The sequence below is a fragment of the Fulvivirga imtechensis AK7 genome, assembly GCF_000331535.1.
GTDB classification, from domain to species: Bacteria; Bacteroidota; Bacteroidia; order Cytophagales; family Cyclobacteriaceae; genus Fulvivirga; species Fulvivirga imtechensis.
The window spans coordinates 101633-121327 of record NZ_AMZN01000002.1 but is presented as its reverse complement, the minus strand read 5'-3'; the positions used below and the strand labels follow the sequence as shown (position 1 = coordinate 121327).

Here is a 19695-nt window from a genome sequence, read left to right as displayed (position 1 = left end):
TCGTATATTATTAAAATTTACCGGGATCAGTTACTTCTTTATCCTCGATGTGCAGGATTTTTTTTACTGATAATTGATCCGCTTATGATTCACAAGATACTGGTGCAGAAGATTTTGCATAGTTGAGACCGGTAGAATCCAGTCAGTGGGATAATAAGTCAGAAACATCAGAAATAATGAAAGAACTAACTATCTTTTTAGCGACCACATGCATTACGCTCAGCCTATCAGCTCAGGATGATGGCGTACAAGACCTCGATATAGACGAACTGGTTGCTGTTGACCTGAACAAATCTTCGCTGCCTATTGATGTGGATTCAGTGAAGGCTTTATCCGGCAGCACTATAAACCTGGGAATGCTCCTGCCTATGTCTACCCTTGGCGGGTTTTCGGAAGAAATGATACGTGCGGCACAATTAGCGGTAGATGAGATTAATGCTTCCGGGAAAATAATGGATAAGGAATTATTTTTAATCCCTGCTGATGAGGCTTCGGAAGTAGCTATTGCAGTTGATAAGGCGAAACAATTGATCAAGCATTACAATGTAAGTGGTATAATTGGCCCTACTACCTCCAGTAGTTTTATAAAAATAGTCAATGATGTGCTACCTGAAAACCCTGTACTGGCCATTTCTCCTACTGCTACTTCTATTGAGATCACTGAACTGAACGACAACGACCTGGCATTCCGCACGGCTGCTTCTGATGCTCTTCAGGGTAAGACCGCTGCTATTTTTTCAGCTAATAACCTCGGGCGTAAAACCGCTGCTATCTTCTATGTAGACGATGTGTACGGAAGGGGTTTGGCCCAGGAGTTTAAAAGTAATTTTATAAACTCCGGAGGTAAAATTGTAGGTGAAGATCGTTATAGTCCATTGGTCAACCTGGAGGATTATGACGTCACTCCCCGTTTGTCGAAAATTTTGGAATCAAAGCCTGAAGTACTGTATCTCATCTCTACACTTGTAGGCATCATTAATATCTCTCACCAGATAGAAAGCGCTCACCTCTTTGAAAGCTATAAGCCAGTGATCATCGGTTCAGATGCCGTCCGTAGTGATCAGGTAATGAAAAATGCCAATATTATGGCCTTAGAAGGCATGTATTGTACGTCTTTTAAAAGCATTCAGGGCACCTCTTTCGAGCAAAAATTTCACACCAGGTATGGAGTAAAACCCAAGTCTGAGGAAACGGCTGATGCATACGACATCGTGTACTTATTTGCACTGGCCATGCTGGAAGCTCAAAGTACTGATGCCAAAATTTTATCCCGGCACCTAAGAAGCATATCAAGTACCGGCAAAAAATTGACGGCCAAGGATATCGTTGAAATACGCCAACTGATTGAAAAAGGAGATGATATAGACTATGAAGGGTTAAATAGTTCGTTGAATTTTGATCTGCATGGAGATGTTCCGGATAGAGAATACCAGATATGGCAGATCGTAAATGGAGAATTTGTGAGAGGTGTTGCCCATGTAAACATAAAATGATCGAAATAGTTGAAATCCCCCTTAATGGATCTCTTGATGGTTTTAAAGATCTTTCAATTAAAGATATTTATTCATTTTTAAAACTTTACCAGGCAAAATTATGAGAAAACTAATTGTCTTAACAATTGCATACTCCATCGCCACTGGAGTGAACGCCCAGGATGAAGGACTACAAAACCTTGATATTAATGAACTGGTGGCTGTTGACCTCGAAAAGTCATCACTCCCGATAAATGTCGACTCCACCCTGGTGTTATCTGGAAAGACGATCAACCTCGGGCTCATTCTACCAATATCAAAATTTAAGGATTTTTCCAGCGAGTTAATCCAGGGAGGCCAGCTTGCCGTCAATGAGATCAATGCTTCCGGATATATCTTAGGGAAACAACTGCACCTGATACCTGCCGATGATGCTGCAGAATCAGGCTTTGCTGCTGACAAGGCCCAAAAGCTGACAAGTAAGTACAAGGTTGCCGGGTTAATAGGCCCAACCAGCTCCAGTCGTTTTATCAAAGTAGTGAATGAAGTGATTGCCGAAAACCCTGTTGTAGCTATTTCTCCTTCAGCCACCTCCGTTGAGGTGACTACCCTGGAAGATAACGATATGGCGTTTCGCACTGCCGCGTCTGATGCCTTGCAAGGAAAAACGGCTGCCATCTATTCCTCTCAAAACCTTGGGCATAAAACCGCTGCCATTTTCTACCTCAATAATGTGTATGGCAAAGGACTGGCTGATGAGTTTAAGAAGAATTTCGAGCAGTCAGGAGGTAAAATTGTAGGAGAAGCATACTACAGTCCGCTTGTCAACCTGCGAGATTATGACGTCTCCCCCAAGGTAGCGGAAATTCTGGAATCCAAACCTAACGTTTTGTACCTTGTTTCCAACAGTATAGATATCATCGACATATCACATCAATTGGATAGCGCTCAGGTATTTAAAGATCACAGGCCGGCCATTATTGGTTCTGATGCCATGAGGGGAGATAATGTCTTAGAGAAAGCCAGCCTCCCTGCGCTGGATGGTATGTATGGCACTTCTGTAAAGAGCCTGAAAGAAACTTCGTTTGAAGAAAAATTTGAGAAGACGTATGGCAAAAGACCTGAGTACGAAGAAACAGCAGATGTCTACGACATTGTATATTTGTTTGCGCTGGCGATGATACAAGGCAATACCACTGATGCCACGGCTTTAGCAGAACATATAAGGGCTGTATCCCATACCGGAAAGAAGGTTAAGGCCAAAGATCTGACTGAAGTGAGAAAACTACTCAAGGCTGGCAAGGATATAGATTATGATGGAGTGAACAGCTCCCTCGATTTTGATAAAAATGGTGATGTCCCTGACAGGGAATACCAGATCTGGCAACTGAAGAATGGCCGGTTCAATGACAACATTGCCCGAATAAAAATGAAATAGGAACCGGAAAGGGCTCGCAGTGCCCGGTTTTTAAACTTCAACCCGGGAGCCATGAACCACTTAGTGTTTGTAAGAAAACTCTAAGTGGCTTTAAGAAAACTTTAAGGTCAAGGCTTGTGAAGTGTCAAAAAGCCGAGTCCCGTAGCGTTGTCGGGATGAGCATTTTTGGGACGAGCATAACGCAGACATTGACGTTTTCTCAGAGCCACTGTTTAACTAACTAGTGCTTTTAAAAGACCCCTATTTATTTGCAAAGATCTCTTCCAGTTTATTTTCCAGTTCTTTGCCTCGTAGATTCTTGCCTATGATGACCCCTTCCGGATCAAGCAACAGGGCAAATGGAATGGCATTGATATTGTAGAGCCTGGCGGCTTCCGAGTTCCAATACTTCAAGTCCGAAACTTGGGTCCAGTGTAGGCCATCTTCTTCAATAGCCTGAAGCCAATCTTCTTTCTTTCTGTCAAGAGACACTCCATATACTTCGAACCCTTTGTCGTTATACTTGTTGTACATCCTTACCACATTAGGATTTTCCATGCGGCAGGGTTTGCACCACTTAGCCCAGAAGTCAACCAATACATAGTTGCCACGCAATGAGGATAGTTTAACAATTTCACCATCAGGACTCGGAAGCGCAATATCAGGGGCAACCTGTCCGATTGCAAGCTTACCCATTTGCTCCACCTCTTTCACAAAATCCTGCGCAACTGTGGAGTTAGGCATTTCCTTCTTTAGTAATTCGGCATAATTACGATAGAATTCATAATTTTTGTCTTTGTCCAGGTACCTGCCACCTTTTAACACTTCTACTACGCCCAGAGATGCACCGATCGAATCAATTCTGGATTTGATCTCATTTTTAAATTCAGCGTCCATACTCATATACTCAGCCCTTAGTGCATCCATAGTGGCTTCATCTCCTGCCTCATTGGCAGTCATAAACCTGCTGTTAATGTCCCTGACTTCATCTGAAGACTGAAACTGTTGCGCCATTTCCTGAACATCATTGATAAAATCATGATCACGGGATCCATTTACCTGGAAAAAGCCGCGCTGATCGTTTCCATCTACATTTACCTCTACATTATCTTTATCCAAAATGAGGGGCACTGCCTGTTTATTGTAAAAGTTAAGTCGGTAATACCCTGCAACTGGTATGTATACCTGCTCCCTGAAAGTGTAATTTTCATTTAGTGTGATGGTATCAAATGGTACAGGATTGGTACCTTCAAACCTTTCAAGCAGGATCAGCCCATTCTTTTGCGGGTAACCTACAGTACCTGAAAGCGTGATAGTATTTTTACTTTTCTCCTGTGATGCAGAGTCTGATGAGCAAGCCCAGAAACCAAGAACAGATATAACTACAACTTTAATAAAATTCATTTCAATGTTTTTTAGCGATTAACCTAACTTTTTTCTTAATAGTTCATTAGCCACCTTAGGGTCAGCTTTGCCATTGCTCCTTTTCATCAGCTCTCCCATAAACATCCCCAAAAGACCCTTATGTCCTTTTTGATAGGCAACTACTTTATCCGGAAATTCAGCCAATATCTCATCAGCCAGGGCACCGATTGCATCAGAGTCACTATCCTGCACCAGGTTGAGCTCTTCTGCCACCTTCAAGACTGATCTGTTTCCGCTCTGCCTCAGCATTTCATGAAAAAGGCGCTGCGAGGCAGTTGTATAGCTTACTTTATTGCTATCCACCAATTCTATCAGTTCGGCCAGCATACTTGTGGTCATGGGAAAGTCATTGATATGCATGGAAGCCTCATTCAGGTAAGATTTTACTGGTCCCATTATCCAGTTCGATGCGGCTTTATAATTGGTCGTTTTAGAACAAAGCCCTTCGAAATAAAGTGCGATCTCCCTGGTATCTGTAAGCACCTGCGCATCATATTCGGGCAGGTCATACTCCCTTACATATTTTTCAAAAAGCTCTCGCGGCAGGCTGGGCATAGACTCTTCGATAGCTTTTAACCATTCCTCAGACACGTGTAAAGGGCTCAGGTCAGGATCGGGAAAGTACCTGTAATCGTTAAGCTCCTCTTTGGTGCGCATGCCGGAAGTAGTTCCCGTATTGGCATCGAAAGTTCTGGTCTCGGAAAAAATGACATTGCCCTTTTCGATCTCCATGATCTGTCGCTCGATCTCATGGTCAATAGCGCGCTGTACGTTACGAATGGAGTTCATGTTTTTCACTTCCACTTTCTTACCAAACTCCTTAGCGTCTTTGAGCATTACAGAAATATTCGCATCACAGCGCAACGAACCTTCTTCCATATTGCCATCGCATATTTCAAGGTATCGTACCAGCCTGCGCACCTCCGTCAGGAAAGCGTATGCCTCATCGGACGTCCTGATCTCCGGCTCCGTTACAATCTCTATAAGCGGAACCCCGGCCCGGTTGAAATCAACAAGTGTATCTGCTTCTTCGGGCAGGTGTATAGACTTACCGGCATCCTCCTCAATATGGATACGATTCAGGCCGATATTCCGCTGCTCACCGTCCTTTGGAGATACAGCAACATAGCCTTTTCGGCAAATGGGCGTTCTGTCTTGCGTGATCTGATAGCCCTTTGGAAGATCGGGATAGAAATAGTTTTTCCTGTCGAATATCTGCGTCCTGCTGATATCACAGTTACAGGCCAGCCCCATTTTAATGGCATACTCCACTACTTTTTTGTTCAGCTTTGGTAGCGTGCCAGGATGCCCCAGGGTAATAACACTAACATTAGTATTGGGCAGGCTGCCGTATGCTGTAGAGTCAGAGTTATAGATCTTGCTATTAGTCAGGAGCTGAGCATGCACTTCAAGACCGATAACTGCAGTATACTTTTCCCTTGTTGCTTTATCCATTTCAGCCTTCAAATTAAATGATCGTTTTGGCTTTCTCCAAAACATTATCGAGCCCATTAATATCTTTTCCTCCGGCAGTAGCAAAGAACGGCTGTCCTCCCCCACCACCCTGTATTTCTTTGGCCAGCTCTCGTACAATATTTCCGGCATGCAGGTCTTTTGATCTTACCAGATCATCTGCTATCGCCACGGCTACCTGAGGTTTGCCATCAATGTCTGCCGCCAACACCAGAAACAGGTTTTCCACTTCATTTCTTAGCTCAAAAGAAAGGGTCTTTAACGCATCCCCGGCGGGCAACTTAATCTTTTCAATGATAACACGGGCTCCATTTGCCTCTTTTACCTTGCCCAGCAGCTCCTTTTTTAAATTCTGTGCCTGCCCGGCATGTATGCCTTCAATCTCCTTCTCCAGCTTGTTTTTCTGGTCCAACAGGCTAGCAACCGCTGTTTTCAGATCTTTGGGGTTTTTCAGCATCTCTCTTACCTCATCGATCAACTGCAACTGACTGTTGATGAAATTTTCTGCGGCCTCTCCTGTAATAGCCTCTATCCTTCTCACTCCGGCAGCTATTGAGCTTTCCGAAACGATCTTAAAGAAACCGATGGCGCCTGTAGCAGAAACGTGTGTACCCCCGCAAAGCTCCACGGAGTACCCGGGATCAAAAGTGATCACACGAACAAAATCACCGTATTTTTCACCAAACAATGCCATAGCGCCCATTTTTTTCGCCTCTTCGATAGGAATGTTACGCTTTTCGTCCAAAGTGATGTTTTCCCTGATCTTCTCATTGACGATCTGTCCCACCCGGGCTATTTCTTCTTCTGACATCTTCTGGAAATGTGAGAAGTCGAACCGCAGCACTTTTTCATTTACGAGCGAACCCTTTTGCTCTACATGTTCGCCCAGCACCTTTCTCAGCGCTGCATGAAGCAAATGCGTTGCAGAGTGGTTGTTCATCGTCTGCTTACGTTTTTTCTCATTGACTACCGCCTTAAAGGGCGCTTCAAGGTTAGCTGGTAGTTTATCTATAAAATGAACAATAAGATCATTCTCCTTTTTGGTGTCCAGCACAGTCACCTTCTCACCATTAGCTTCAAGGTAGCCCTGGTCGCCCACCTGACCCCCGCTTTCCGCATAAAACGGCGTTTTATTCAATACCACCTGGTAAACCTCTTTACCTTTCTGCTTTATGGTACGGTATTTTACCACCTGAGCTTCGGATATCAGCTTTTCATAACCTACAAATTCGATATTGTCCTGATCCCCAACCACGTGCCAGTCACCCGTTTCCTTTGCAGCATCCGCTTTCGATCTTGATTTTTGCTTTTGCATTTCGGTATTGAAGCTCTCCACATCCACTGTAAATCCATTCTCCCTCGCAATCAACGAAGTCAGGTCCAAAGGGAACCCATAGGTGTCATAGAGATCAAATGCCAGCTTGCCTTCTATCACTTTCTCCCCACTTCCTTTCATCTGCTCCTTTACTCCGTCCAGCTTTTTCAATCCGTTTTCGAGCGTGCGTAAAAATGATGCCTCCTCCTGCTCTATTACCTTAGCTATAAAATCCTGTTGGCTCTTAAGCTCGGGGAACACTTCGCCAAACTGACTGCTCAGAATAGGTACCAATTCATAGATAAATGGTGATTTGAAGTCAAGGAAGGTAAAGCCATACCGAACTGCTCTTCTTAATATTCTTCTGATCACATATCCGGCCCCCGTATTTGAAGGTAACTGCCCGTCAGCCACCGCAAAAGCGATAGCTCTCACATGATCAGAAATCACGCGAATGGCAATATCTGTCTGCTCATTTTGACCATATGTAACTTTAGCCTTATCAGCTACGTGCTCGATCAGCGGTGTAAATACATCGGTATCGTAGTTTGAAGACTTCTTCTGTATCGCCATGCACAGCCTTTCGAAGCCCATTCCCGTATCAACATGTTTAGCAGGAAGATACTTCAGCTCACCTGATGCCTGTCTGTTAAACTCCATGAAAACAAGGTTCCATATTTCCACCACCTGAGGATGGTCGTTATTGACCAGCTCTTTGCCCTGTATTTTCTTCACCTCTTCCTCCGGCCTGAGATCAATATGTATTTCGGAGCACGGTCCACATGGACCTGTATCCCCCATCTCCCAAAAATTATCTTTCTTTGACCCGTACAGGATCCTGTCTTCATCAACTATTACTTTCCAAAAATCATATGCTTCCTGGTCTACATCAAGGTTATCGCCTTTATCTCCACCAAAAACAGTTACATATAACCGGTCTTTGGGAAGCGCATATACTTCTGTTAGTAACTCCCACGCCCAGGCAATGGCCTCCTTTTTAAAATAATCACCAAAGGACCAGTTGCCCAGCATCTCGAACATAGTGTGGTGGTAGGTATCCAGACCCACTTCTTCGAGATCGTTATGTTTACCAGATACCCTGAGGCATTTTTGCGTGTCTGCTACTCGATTATGAACTGGTTTTTTATTACCAAGAAAGTAATCTTTAAACTGGTTCATACCAGCATTGGTAAACATCAGCGTGGGATCATCCTTGTTCACCATTGGCGCTGATTCTACTATCTGGTGACCCTTGTCTTTAAAAAAATCTAGGAATTTTTTCCGTATTAATCTGGAATTCATGAAATGTCAAAAAATTTGATAATTTTGCGTCCGAACACTTTTTTTTCAAGAAATTTAATATATTGCGGTTAAACTAAAGCTTTAAACTTGCTTTCGAACTCAATATTTTTAATGTCTTTTGATTGAGAAAGCACAAAAATAGAAGTTTTTAGCATAGAATATTAATGGCCAGAATAAAATATTACTATGACACCGAGACCTGCCGCTATGAAAGGGCGAAGGTCACTTTTTCGGACATTACGCTCAATTTACTGGGCATGCTGTCAGTGGCTTTAATCCTGTCCATTGCCATTGTTTTTATATATAATACCTATTTTGATTCCCCTACAGAAGCTCGCCTGAAAAAGGAAAACAAAGAGCTTCAGAATTATTACCTGGAGCTTCAGGACGAGATGAGTGAGGTCAATAATGTCATCACTGCCCTTAAAGAAAGAGATGACAATATTTATCGAAAGATCTATGAGGCAGAACCTCTGCCTGCTACAGTCAGAGAGGCGGGCCATGGTGGCGTAGAGGAATACAAGGAGATCATGGAGAAAGGACTTCATGATAAAAAACTTGTAATAAATACCTTCAGAAAAATTGACAAGCTAAAAAGACAGGCAAGCATCCAAAACCAATCTTTTGATCAGTTGATGCAAATAGCAAGGGAGAACGGGGGCATGCTGTCATCACTTCCATCCATACAGCCGGTTAAAAACAAAGAGCATACAAAACTGGCTTCGGGATTTGGCATGAGAATAAACCCATTTCACAAAGGCCGGGTGATGCACAGCGGCATTGATTTCGCGGCTCCCAGAGGCACAGAAGTATATGCCACGGGAAACGGTGAGGTGAAATTTGTAAAGGACAATAGTGATCTGCAGACTGGCTATGGCAATTATATTGAAATCGACCATGGCTTTGGTTATGTTACTAAATATGCCCATTTGGGCGAAATAAAAGTAAAAAAAGGAGACCGGGTGAAAAGAGGAGATGTCATAGCTCTTGTAGGGAGCTCGGGAGGCTCGGTGGCTCCACATGTACACTATGAAGTAATTAAAGACAATAAAAAGATAGACCCTATTAATTTTTTAATACAAGGGGTATCGGATACAGACTATCATCAACTTTTAAACCTGGCTACCCACGAAAATCAGTCATTTGACTAACTATTTTTTAAACTGGAAACCAACGTCTTTTTTTTATAGTAATGGCTAAAATAAAATACTACTACAACACAGAAACATGTAAATACGAACCGATCAGGGCCACAAAAAGCGCGATAGTAATTAACATTTTGGCCTTTTTGACCGTTTCTCTGGCATTGGCATTAGGTCTTATTTACCTGTACCGGGCTAACTTTACACCAGTAAAGGAGTCTAAATTGAGAGCTGTCAACGAGGACCTGAAAATAGACTGGAACATCCTCAATGATGAGCTAAAAGAAGCTTACCAGCTTGCTAATGAATTACAATTTAAAGATGATAAGATCTATAGGGTGATCCTCGACACGGAGCCCATACCTGCAACAGTAAGAGAAGGGGGTATTGGCGGTCATAACAAGTATCAGGACCTGCTCGAAAAGGACCTCGAACAGTCTTCCATGATTGTGGGAACCTTTCAAAAACTGGACCGGCTGCGGAAGAAGCTGAATATACAGAGCAAGTCCTACAATGAGATCTCCGGCCTGATCATCGAAAAAGAAAAAATGTGGTCCTCCCGCCCTGCTATTCAACCCATCAATAACAAGGAGCTAACAAGACTGCACACAACATTTGGAAAGCGTTTTCACCCTATCCTAAAGAAATGGCAGGAGCATGACGGATTGGATTTCACGGCTCCTACAGGCACTCCAGTATATGCGACAGGTGATGGCTTGGTGACTCATTCATACCGTTCATCCACATATGGCAACGTACTATTTGTCAACCATGGCTACGGGTACCAGACCAGGTATGCACACCTCACAAAGTATATCGTTACACGAGGTGAAAGTGTAAAACGCGGCCAGGTGATCGGATATGTAGGTAGCACAGGAAGGTCAGAAGCGCCTCACCTGCACTATGAAGTGCTGTATAACTACAAGCCTATCAACCCTATCAACTTCTTTCAACGCGACCTGAGCAATGAAGAATATGAAAAGCTGATAGAGATATCGAAACAAGAGACCGTTCCATTGGATTAGTTCACAGTTCTCAGTTTTCAGTTCACAGTTCTCAGTTTTCAGTTTTCAGTTTTCAGTTTTCAGTTTTTTTAAGTTTCATCACCAAGCTAGTGACCAGTAACCAGTGACTAGCAAACCAGCAACCAGAAGCTAATCCTCTAAAAGAGCATCTAGTTGCTTTTTTACTTTGGGACTGTACTGGTAGGCCAGCATGATCTCCTGGTAGGTGTTTATATCGATACCCTCATCCTCAATGGCTGATACTACTTTAGTTTCGGTTTCCTGCCGTTCTTTAATAATGGTTTGTGCAGCATTGTTGAAAGCTGCCATTTCTTCGGCAGATCCTTGAACCTCCGAGGTGGGGTCCTGCTGAGCAGTGAGAATTTCATTAAAACGCTCCAATGTCAGATTTTCCTTTTCGATGGCTTCCTTCATTTTCTCCTCGCTTTCCATTTGGATCTCCAATACCTCCTCGTATGCATCTACAAATGATTCCAGTTCATCCTCACTAAAATCCTCCCTGACCTGACGCTGCTGCTGCTGAGCCATGGAGTTACCCATAAACACAAAAACAAACAGGAATGAAAAAGTCAATGAATATAGAGCATGTATATTTTTATTTTTTGTCATTTCGATGTGATTTGGTTAAAATTAATAACATAACAGCCAGAAAATAGTTATGTTATTCGTTATATTTGATTGCTAGTGTTAAGTTAGTATTTGTAAGAAACCTCTAAGTGACTTTCAGCCATTCAGCAGCTTAAATTGAAGTGTATTTCCTTCTGGTTTCACCCGTATTTTCTCCCAAAATCATAAAACTTACACCGATAAGGGGTGAAAATTTTATGCAAACGTTTGCGGTATCCTTCTCATTGATATATAAGTAGTTAATCTTACCTATTCGGCATTTTTTAAGTGTTTTTTGCCAATTTAAGGTTTCAACCAAAAACCCAACCTATGATAAATTTTATGAAAACCAATTGGCACTACTGTGTCATGATTTTTGCTTTGGCCTGCACCGAACCGGAAATAGAGCGTCCGCAGCAGGCCATAGACGTCACCCGGCAGTCTGTCGAATCCGAAAAGAACTACGGAGAAGACGGAAGGAACCCCGGACCCGGTGGTGGAGTATTGATGCAGGCATTTTATTGGGATGTACCTGCAGGAGGCACCTGGTACAACACTGTTAAGAGCAAAATTGCCTCATGGGATGCTGCCGGTATTTCTGCCATTTGGCTACCCCCGGTTTCCAAAGCACAAAACGGCCCCTACTCCATGGGCTATGATCCGGCTGATTATTTCGACTTCGGTAATTACAATCAGCATGGGTCCACGGAAACCAGGTTTGGCTCAAAAAGCGAACTCCAGAGCCTCATTACCACAGCCCACAACTACAATATAGATGTGTACGCTGATATTGTGATCAACCACAACAGCGGGGGTGACCTGGAGTATAACCCCTATACAGGTAGTAATACATACACAGACTTTAACCCCGCCTCCGGTAAGTTCAACAGATCTTACAACGACTTTCATCCCAATGGATACCGATCCAGTGATGAGGGCATCTTTGGTGGATTTCCTGATCTGAGCCACTCTGTACCCTACGTACAGGACTGGCTATGGAAGAGAAGCGATGGCGTGGGCAAGTACTATAAAAACACCATGAAGTTTGACGGCTTCCGCTTTGACTATGTTAAAGGTTTCGGGGGCTGGGTAGTAAGAGACTGGATGAATAATGTTGGTGGTTTTGCCGTGGGAGAATATTGGGATGGCAACGCTCAACTACTCCAAAATTGGGTTAACTCTACCAACAGAAAGTCATCTGCCTTTGATTTTGCCTGCTATTATAGAATGGATGAAGCTTTTGACGGCAACAACCTCAATAAGTTAAATGACGACATGCTGTGGAAACGTGATCCGACCAAAGCAGTAACTTTCGTAGCTAATCATGACACGGATATAATATGGGATAAAATGCACGCCTATGCCTACATTATGACTCACGAGGGGTATCCCACTGTATTTTACCGTGATTACGAAGAGTGGCTCAATAAAAGCAAGCTTAACAACCTGATCTGGATACATAGGAACAAGGCCGTTGGTTCTACCTCCATACTTTATACTGATAATGACGAATACGTGGCCAGAAGAAATGGTTCTCCCGGTCTGGTGGTATACCTTAACGATTCCAACAGTTGGGTGGAAAGATGGGTGGAAACAAATTGGAGCAACACCCGAATTAAAGATTATACCGGTCATTCCAGTTGGGAGCCGGTAACCCAAAGCGGCAGGTGGGTGAAGATCCAATGCCCTCCGAACAGTTACACCATCTGGTCGCCAAAATAAAAAAACTCTTCATAAGTGTGTGTGAATGGTACCGCTTCGATATTCATTTTCAAAATGGATCCGAAGCGGTTATTTTTATAGCATGATCTTACGCAACATCATTTTAATTTCTATTAGTCTTTGGGTTTTCTCGTGTGGAAAATCAATCGATAAGCAGCATGCCCAATACATTGGTGGGGTAATGACTGATAATCCTGCATATAGCGTTGATTTCGGAACGGCTGAAAACACCAGCCAGACGGTAAGGGCAAGACTATTGGCCAACCCAGGAACACAAGAGCTGATCGTGTTACTGAGTATGATGAACACCACTAAAGATACCATAACATTAACGCCAAATGATTTTCGATTGTCCACTGAAGAGGGCAATACTGTTCAACCAGTTAATCTCGACACCACTACGGCAATCACTCCTGAAAACATCGTCCACTTAAAATTAAAGTTTTCCATCATCAACAGCCGGTTGTTCTATTCTACCACAGGTTTAGCGGGTGATATGAACCAGGAATATCAGCTAAAGGTAAATTTTCGAGGACATCCAATTACACTCGACTGGCGGCTATCCGAAGAAGTATTCAACAATTACTCCGGTAGTTATGGAATTGAAGAAAAAGTAATAGTCTTTATGCCGGAATTAGATGAGAATGCCCAAAAATCATATCAGGTCCTCAACGGCATGAATACGTTCATACATTCGGGGGGTACGGAAATTGCCACAGCAGGTATTAATACTCGCTTTCGGAGCTATCATATAAAAGACACCCTTCACCTTGCCGTAAGGCTGGTCAACCACAGCGACCATGAAATACGCATATACCCGGAGGGATTTGTATTGCGCCTTGACCACCAGCTACTGATCCCTGGTCAAACCACCGGTCCTGTACACCTCAAAAAAAGCGAACGATATATAGGCTCCTTCACCTATGTAGTTGATAAAACCCCCGTTCGATTTCTCCTTTTAAAGGAAGCTATCAAAATATTACCTGCGAATAACGAAAGGAACCTTTTTGCAAACGATCTGACATTCAAGGTGGCGGAAGAGCAGGTGCCATAGGAACTAATTGATACTACATCCACGCTCTCAGGGCTTACTTTTTACTAGTAAAAGAAGTAAATTAATATTAAATTGATCTGTAAAAATGAGGACCTGGTTACAACTTTTCAAACTATTGATTCTTGCGGTTTCAGGCGTCTCTTTTTTTTCAAATTTATATAGCCAAAATGACAGCTTATATGCAGCTCTTAACAACGCCCAGCATGATACGGTGCGGGTGCAGACATTGGTAGCGCTATCCAAATCACTGACCATCTCCAGAGACGAAGGGCAACAACGCGCAAGAGAGGCCCTGGCGATATCACGCCAGATAGATTATACATTTGGAATAGGATTGAGCTGTTATGCTCTGCTAGATTTTGTACGGGATGCTGATGATATTAATTATTATGCTACCACAGCATTGGAGGCCTTTGAAAAAGCAGGCAATTCGCACTATAAAGCTCAGACATTGATAAGTACGGCTTATACCTATCTGGATATTAAGGCAAACTATACCATGGCACTGCGATATGCCAGGCAATCCATGGCTATTGACCAAAATAGTGAGCCAGACCTCTATTTACGAGCAAGAGGCTGGAATTTAATGGGTGAAATATACCGGATAACCCGGAACTATGACCGGGCCTTGGAGGCCTACGCAAAGGCTAGCGACTATGCACAAAAGGCACCGGTAATCTATACTTCTCCATTTATAAATACGGGTACGGTTTATAAAGACAAGGGCCGTTATGACCTGGCGTTAAATAAATACGATTCTGTTCTCACGTATCTGATCAGTAAAAACCTGAAGATCTCCAGTACCTTCGCTTACATTCAAAACCGTAAAGCCCAGGTCCATTTATTAAATAACAATTTTAACAAGGCCCTGGAAGAAGCGGGAAAAGGTCTTGAGGTGTATAATATCCTCAATTTTACCAGGGGGATCATTATGACACTGAGTACCATTTCAGAAGCTCATTACCACTTAGGATATATGGATGAATGTATCGCAAATGGCATTAAAGCTATAGAAATGGCTAGTATTGAAGGGGTTACCACCGAAGGTATTGAACGTGTAGCCAGAATAGTTGCTGAAGCATATGCCTCTAAGGGTGACAACGCCAATGCTTATCACTATCACAAGATCTATAGTGACCTGCATAATACAATATATGCTCCCGAATCATACATTGAACTAGCCAATCAGCAGATTACACTGGAAACCGAAAACCAGGAACTGGAGAAGCAATTGCTTGAGGAGCAAGCTAAAGCCAGCGCTATTGTGATCCATAACCAAAGACGTTTTAACCTGATCATTATCATGGCCCTTATATTATTATCCGTTCTATCATTTTTCTTATTCAGAAATATGAAAGCAAAGAGCCGCCTTAATTATACACTGAAAGAACAGCAGGATGAGATCCTGCAGCAATCAGAAGAATTGAAGGCCCAGGCGGAAGAGTTACAGACCTATAATGAGAAAATAAAAACGGTTAATGCAACACTTGAAGACCTGGTGTTGGAGAGAACACAAAAAATACAACAGCAAAACAAGCGACTTATGGAATATGCTTTTCTTAACGCTCACAATGTAAGAGGGCCCCTGGCAAGGATCCTTGGACTGGTATATCTGATGGATAAGGAATTGCCCAACGATGGCTACAAGAGTTATAAAAATATGCTGAAGGAAGCCGGACAAGAGCTGGATCAAGTGATTTCTGAAATTAAAAAGAAACTCGAAAACGAGTAGTGACATTAACGCCTTACAATAAATTTTTATGAGTTTCTATTTCAGATTTTTCATTTTTCATTCATAGATAATCAATTATCTTGGCTATTTTTGCCGCCCTTTTAATCCATGAAATATCCCTTAATCAGTACTTGTACGAAAACTCAAGGTGGCTTTAAGAAAACGTTAAGGTCAAGTTCACCTTCGCGAAGCCGCTTTGGGGGAGCTAGGGCCTGTGAAGCCCAAAAAAGCGGAGTCCCGTACAGTTGTCGGGAAAAGCATTTTTGGGACGAGCATAACGCAGACATTGACGTTTTCTTAAAGCCACTATTTAAATATACCGGTCTTGTTATTGTGCTTTCGCTTATTTTTAGTGCATGTAAAGTAGCACAAAGACCGGGCGCTGCCGGTGACCAACCTGAAGTTGCAAAAACTGATACGGTTACAATACCGGTCGATACCACGGCAGCCCGGTACATACCCGATACGGTTGAGCTAAATGTACATAGGATATTTAAAGATACCGTTTCCATTATCGGAGTGGGCGACATTATGCTAGGCACTAATTTTCCCGAATCCTGGTACCTGCCTCCTGATGAGGGAAGAGGGCTTTTAGCGGAGGTGACTCCAATATTGCAAAATGCAGACATCACCTTTGGCAATCTTGAAGGTGTGATCTTAAACGAAGGTGGTGATCCTAAATACTGCAAAGACCCAAAAATATGTTATATCTTCAGGTCTCCGGAGTATATGGCTCAGCGGCTTAAAGAAGCGGGTTTTGATGTGATGAGCACGGCCAACAACCATGCTGGTGACTTTGGTGACCCCGGCAGGTTAAACACCATGAGGACATTGGACTCCCTCGGGATAGAACATGCCGGTCTGCTTACCAGGCCCTTCACAACCTTTGAAATGGAAGGCATGAAATATGGTTTTGCCGCCTTTGCACCCAATACAGGTACCGTTAGCATCAATGATCTATCCAATGCAGGGAAAATAATAGCGCATCTGGATTCCATCAGTGATATTGTGATCGTGAGTTTTCATGGAGGTGCCGAAGGAAGTAAATATCAGCATGTAACCCGTGAAAATGAATACTTCTATGGAGAAAACCGGGGAAATGTCTATGAATTTGCACATCATGTAATTGATGCTGGCGCTGATGTGGTTTTTGGTCATGGGCCGCACGTTACACGAGCAGTAGAAGTATACAAAGAACGATTTATTAGCTATAGTCTGGGAAATTTTGCTACGTATGCCAGATTTAACTTACGAGGCGACAATGGCCTGGCGCCAATCATAAAAGTATTTACAAACAGTGAGGGCAAATTCCTGTATGCAGAAGTAACCCCCATTATTCAACATGCTCCCGGTGGACCGAGTATCGACCCTGAGAAGCAGGTTATCAGGCGTTTACAGCAACTCACAGAAAAAGATTTCCCTGAAGTAAAAATAAAGATTGACGATAGTGGGATAATTACTTATATTCAAGACTGAATAATTCATGCCGTACAAAGAGAAGACCATAGAGAAGAAGTACTATGCCATCGGAGAGGTGGCAGCTATGTTCAACGTGGCTACTTCGCTCATTCGTTTCTGGGAAACAGAATTCGATATAATCAAACCAAAGAAAAACCGGAAAGGTAATCGCCAGTTTACCATAGATGATATCGAAAATGTAAAATTGATCTACCACCTGGTAAAGGAGCGCGGATTCACACTGCAAGGAGCCAAAGAAATGCTCAAGAATGACTCTTCCGCTGTCAAGGATAAGATGGATATGATAGATTCCCTCAGCAGGGTCAGAGAGTTTCTCCAGGAACTACGGCAGCAGATCCAATAACATGTGGCAGTTATGGATCAGAAAAGGCTGGCGCAACTGGCATTACATTTTATCCCCGGCATAGGTAATTACACTGTAAAGCAGCTTATCAGCTATTCCGGCTCAGCCGAGAATGTATTTAAGTCAACGAAAGCGAAGTTGCTGAAAATACCAGGTGTTGGTCCGGCTACTGCGGAAGCCATACTTAACCACAGGCCGTTTGAAAGAGCCGAAGAAGAGCTTCAGTTGTCAGAAAAGCACAATACCAGACTATTGCTTTACTCTGATAAAGATTTTCCGAACAGGCTAAAACACATCAACGATGCCCCCTCCCTGCTCTACTACCAGGGTAATGCTGACCTCAATGCGAAAAAGGTAGTGGCAGTGGTTGGCACAAGAAATGCCACGAGATATGGCAGGGAATTCACAGAAAAGCTCATCGAGGGTCTTGAAAAACATGATGTATTGGTGGTAAGCGGCCTGGCCTACGGTATCGATATACAGGCCCACAAAAGTGCCTTGAAACATCAGTTGTCAACTGTTGGAGTAATGGCCAGCGGAATGGACTTCATATATCCCGCATTGCATAAAAATACGGCCAGAGAGATGACCAGTCAGGGAGGTTTGCTTACGGAACATAGCTTCGGCACAAAACCTGAACCTCCAAAATTTCCCGCAAGGAACAGAATAATTGCAGGCATGGCAGATGCCATAATCGTGGTGGAGGCGGCAAGAAAGGGAGGTGCGCTAATCACTGCAGAAATAGCCAACAGCTACAGCCGTGATGTATTTGCTCTGCCTGGTGAAGTGGGCCAGCCCTACTCGGAAGGTTGCAACAACCTGATAAAAATGAACAAAGCCCATCTATTGACTGCTGTGGATGACGTGGAATATATTATGAACTGGGAGAAAGAGGATGCCGAAAAGCAGGAACAACATAGCGCTCACGACATTTCCCTGCTCAATGACGATGAAAAGTTAGTCTTTTTACAGTTGCAGGAATATCAACAACCTATCTTAATTGATAACCTGAGCTGGCAAACACAGCTTCCGGTAAGCAAGCTGGCTTCTATACTGCTCAACCTGGAATTCAAGGGCTTGGTTAGCGCTTTGCCCGGTAAGAGTTATAAGCTGGCCAGATAGATGAAGGACAACTATTATCATATATTGGGGCTGGACAACTTCGCCTCTAAAGAAGAGATTAAAAAAGCCTACCGCACACTGGCCAAGCAGTATCATCCTGATAAAAAGCCCGGCAACCCTGATCTGGAAGAGCAATTTAAGCGTATCAACAAAGCCTACCAGGTGCTTTCGGACCCTGTAAAGAAACAACAATTCGATTATCAACTATTGTCCCCTCAAATTTCAACTGCTCCCAGATATACAGCCCGCAAGTCATACTATAGCACAGAAAGAAGAAGATATACCCCTACAGCATGGATGTATGGTAAAATTTTCATTATCCTGTTTATCATGGCCGTGATCCTGATCCCATTGACTTTGCTGTACCAATCATCGGTAAGGGCTTATGACGAAGGAATGGAAGCCTATGAAAATGGAGATGCTTATGAGGCGCTGTCTTATTTCAACAGGGCAATCATGATGTTTGGCGGGCGATCAGAGGAAGCTTCGATCAAAGGAGCTGAGATCTCATATTATGAGCTTAATAATCACAAGCAAGCCCTTTATTTTGCCAACAGGGGCCTTGAATATGCCGAAAATCCCCACAAGGTGGCCAGCCTGTACTACCTGAAAGCCCTGTCTTTTAAAGGGTTACAGAATTATAATGACTCTAAATTATTTTTTCACAAAGCTGATTCGCTCCACTACAGCGAAGACAGTATTCAGTTACAACTAGGCCTGTTAAATGGCTTCAGTCTTGATAATTATGAGGAAGGGGAACAAAACTTTGATTACCTGATCCGGCAAAACATTAAGCTGGAAACGGCCTGGTTCGGGAAGGGCTGGTGTCTGCAGAACCAGGGTCAGTTTGAACAAGCCATCAATTGCTATTCGGAGGTCATCACTATAAACAAAGATAATTCCCTGGCCTGGTTTTATCGAGGCATGAACCACATCACTCTCTCTGATAGCGCTTCAGCTTGCCATGACTTCAAACAATCGCTGGCGCTGGGATATCAAAAGGCTGAAAGCAGCTTCATATACCACTGCACCAAAGAAGATCCGAAAAACGAAAATTAGGAAGGTA

At 43.2% G+C, this 19695-nt stretch carries 15 protein-coding genes; 11 read left to right on the top strand and 4 right to left on the bottom strand.

The window, feature by feature from the left end:
• Positions 1 to 176: 176 nt before the first annotated feature.
• Both C900_RS00875 and C900_RS00870 read left to right on the top strand, forming a co-directional pair.
• On the top strand, positions 177 to 1493 hold the full coding sequence (locus tag C900_RS00875; protein ID WP_009577622.1) for an ABC transporter substrate-binding protein: 1317 nt from the start codon (positions 177 to 179) through the stop codon (positions 1491 to 1493).
• A 100-nt stretch (positions 1494 to 1593) separates the two neighbouring features.
• On the top strand, positions 1594 to 2910 hold the full coding sequence (locus tag C900_RS00870; protein ID WP_040495083.1) for an ABC transporter substrate-binding protein: 1317 nt from the start codon (positions 1594 to 1596) through the stop codon (positions 2908 to 2910).
• 240 nt (positions 2911 to 3150) lie between these two features.
• Here the strand turns inward: C900_RS00870 and C900_RS00865 are convergent, their stop codons facing one another.
• The 3 genes from C900_RS00865 to alaS are packed head-to-tail and all read right to left on the bottom strand — an operon-like array spanning position 3151 to position 8404.
• Entirely contained in the window at positions 3151 to 4293 is a 1143-nt protein-coding gene (locus C900_RS00865; RefSeq protein WP_009577620.1) for a peroxiredoxin family protein, read from the bottom strand.
• 18 nt (positions 4294 to 4311) lie between these two features.
• Entirely contained in the window at positions 4312 to 5769 is a 1458-nt protein-coding gene (gene gatB, locus C900_RS00860; RefSeq protein ID WP_009577619.1) for an Asp-tRNA(Asn)/Glu-tRNA(Gln) amidotransferase subunit GatB, read from the bottom strand.
• Between the two features lie 13 nt (positions 5770 to 5782).
• Positions 5783 to 8404, bottom strand: a complete 2622-nt coding sequence (gene alaS, locus C900_RS00855; protein WP_040495081.1) for an alanine--tRNA ligase — start codon at positions 8402 to 8404, stop codon at positions 5783 to 5785.
• A 164-nt stretch (positions 8405 to 8568) separates the two neighbouring features.
• On the opposite strand from alaS, the gene C900_RS00850 reads away from it, so the two are divergent.
• Both C900_RS00850 and C900_RS00845 read left to right on the top strand, forming a co-directional pair.
• Entirely contained in the window at positions 8569 to 9555 is a 987-nt protein-coding gene (locus C900_RS00850) for a M23 family metallopeptidase (RefSeq protein WP_009577617.1), read from the top strand.
• Positions 9556 to 9596: 41 nt separating this feature from the next.
• On the top strand, positions 9597 to 10571 hold the full coding sequence (locus C900_RS00845; RefSeq protein ID WP_040495079.1) for a M23 family metallopeptidase: 975 nt from the start codon (positions 9597 to 9599) through the stop codon (positions 10569 to 10571).
• Between the two features lie 129 nt (positions 10572 to 10700).
• On the opposite strand, the gene C900_RS00840 is transcribed toward C900_RS00845, so the two are convergent.
• On the bottom strand, positions 10701 to 11180 hold the full coding sequence (locus C900_RS00840) for a DUF4168 domain-containing protein (RefSeq protein ID WP_009577615.1): 480 nt from the start codon (positions 11178 to 11180) through the stop codon (positions 10701 to 10703).
• A gap of 327 nt (positions 11181 to 11507) precedes the next feature.
• On the opposite strand from C900_RS00840, the gene C900_RS00830 reads away from it, so the two are divergent.
• The 7 genes from C900_RS00830 (at position 11508) to C900_RS27960 (ending at position 19688) form a co-directional block, all read left to right on the top strand.
• Positions 11508 to 12899, top strand: a complete 1392-nt coding sequence (locus C900_RS00830; RefSeq protein WP_157493835.1) for an alpha-amylase — start codon at positions 11508 to 11510, stop codon at positions 12897 to 12899.
• Between the two features lie 82 nt (positions 12900 to 12981).
• On the top strand, positions 12982 to 13953 hold the full coding sequence (locus C900_RS00825) for a hypothetical protein (protein ID WP_040495075.1): 972 nt from the start codon (positions 12982 to 12984) through the stop codon (positions 13951 to 13953).
• An 85-nt stretch (positions 13954 to 14038) separates the two neighbouring features.
• Entirely contained in the window at positions 14039 to 15685 is a 1647-nt protein-coding gene (locus C900_RS00820) for a tetratricopeptide repeat protein (RefSeq protein ID WP_009577612.1), read from the top strand.
• A 333-nt stretch (positions 15686 to 16018) separates the two neighbouring features.
• A complete protein-coding gene (locus tag C900_RS00815) occupies positions 16019 to 17161 on the top strand; it encodes a CapA family protein (protein ID WP_009577611.1) in 1143 nt (380 codons plus the stop codon).
• Positions 17162 to 17168: 7 nt separating this feature from the next.
• On the top strand, positions 17169 to 17507 hold the full coding sequence (locus C900_RS00810; RefSeq protein ID WP_009577610.1) for a MerR family transcriptional regulator: 339 nt from the start codon (positions 17169 to 17171) through the stop codon (positions 17505 to 17507).
• A 12-nt stretch (positions 17508 to 17519) separates the two neighbouring features.
• Positions 17520 to 18629, top strand: coding sequence for a DNA-processing protein DprA (dprA, locus tag C900_RS00805; RefSeq protein WP_009577609.1), 1110 nt, complete (start codon positions 17520 to 17522; stop codon positions 18627 to 18629).
• The gene (locus C900_RS27960; RefSeq protein ID WP_009577608.1) at positions 18630 to 19688 is read left to right on the top strand and encodes a J domain-containing protein; all 1059 of its coding nucleotides are present in this window, start codon (positions 18630 to 18632) and stop codon (positions 19686 to 19688) included. It begins immediately after the preceding gene.
• Positions 19689 to 19695 lie beyond the last annotated feature (7 nt).

What these genes read in the sequence shown, in the direction of transcription:
- C900_RS00875 (WP_009577622.1), top strand. Translation starts at nt 177, where the DNA reads ATGAAAGAACTAACTATCTTTTTAGCGACCACATGCATTACGCTCAGC.
- C900_RS00870 (WP_040495083.1), top strand. Translation starts at nt 1,594, where the DNA reads ATGAGAAAACTAATTGTCTTAACAATTGCATACTCCATCGCCACTGGA.
- C900_RS00865 (WP_009577620.1), bottom strand. Translation starts at nt 4,293, where the DNA reads ATGAATTTTATTAAAGTTGTAGTTATATCTGTTCTTGGTTTCTGGGCT.
- gatB (WP_009577619.1), bottom strand. Translation starts at nt 5,769, where the DNA reads ATGGATAAAGCAACAAGGGAAAAGTATACTGCAGTTATCGGTCTTGAA.
- alaS (WP_040495081.1), bottom strand. Translation starts at nt 8,404, where the DNA reads ATGAATTCCAGATTAATACGGAAAAAATTCCTAGATTTTTTTAAAGAC.
- C900_RS00850 (WP_009577617.1), top strand. Translation starts at nt 8,569, where the DNA reads ATGGCCAGAATAAAATATTACTATGACACCGAGACCTGCCGCTATGAA.
- C900_RS00845 (WP_040495079.1), top strand. Translation starts at nt 9,597, where the DNA reads ATGGCTAAAATAAAATACTACTACAACACAGAAACATGTAAATACGAA.
- C900_RS00840 (WP_009577615.1), bottom strand. Translation starts at nt 11,180, where the DNA reads ATGACAAAAAATAAAAATATACATGCTCTATATTCATTGACTTTTTCA.
- C900_RS00830 (WP_157493835.1), top strand. Translation starts at nt 11,508, where the DNA reads ATGATAAATTTTATGAAAACCAATTGGCACTACTGTGTCATGATTTTT.
- C900_RS00825 (WP_040495075.1), top strand. Translation starts at nt 12,982, where the DNA reads ATGATCTTACGCAACATCATTTTAATTTCTATTAGTCTTTGGGTTTTC.
- C900_RS00820 (WP_009577612.1), top strand. Translation starts at nt 14,039, where the DNA reads ATGAGGACCTGGTTACAACTTTTCAAACTATTGATTCTTGCGGTTTCA.
- C900_RS00810 (WP_009577610.1), top strand. Translation starts at nt 17,169, where the DNA reads ATGCCGTACAAAGAGAAGACCATAGAGAAGAAGTACTATGCCATCGGA.
- dprA (WP_009577609.1), top strand. Translation starts at nt 17,520, where the DNA reads ATGGATCAGAAAAGGCTGGCGCAACTGGCATTACATTTTATCCCCGGC.
- C900_RS27960 (WP_009577608.1), top strand. Translation starts at nt 18,630, where the DNA reads ATGAAGGACAACTATTATCATATATTGGGGCTGGACAACTTCGCCTCT.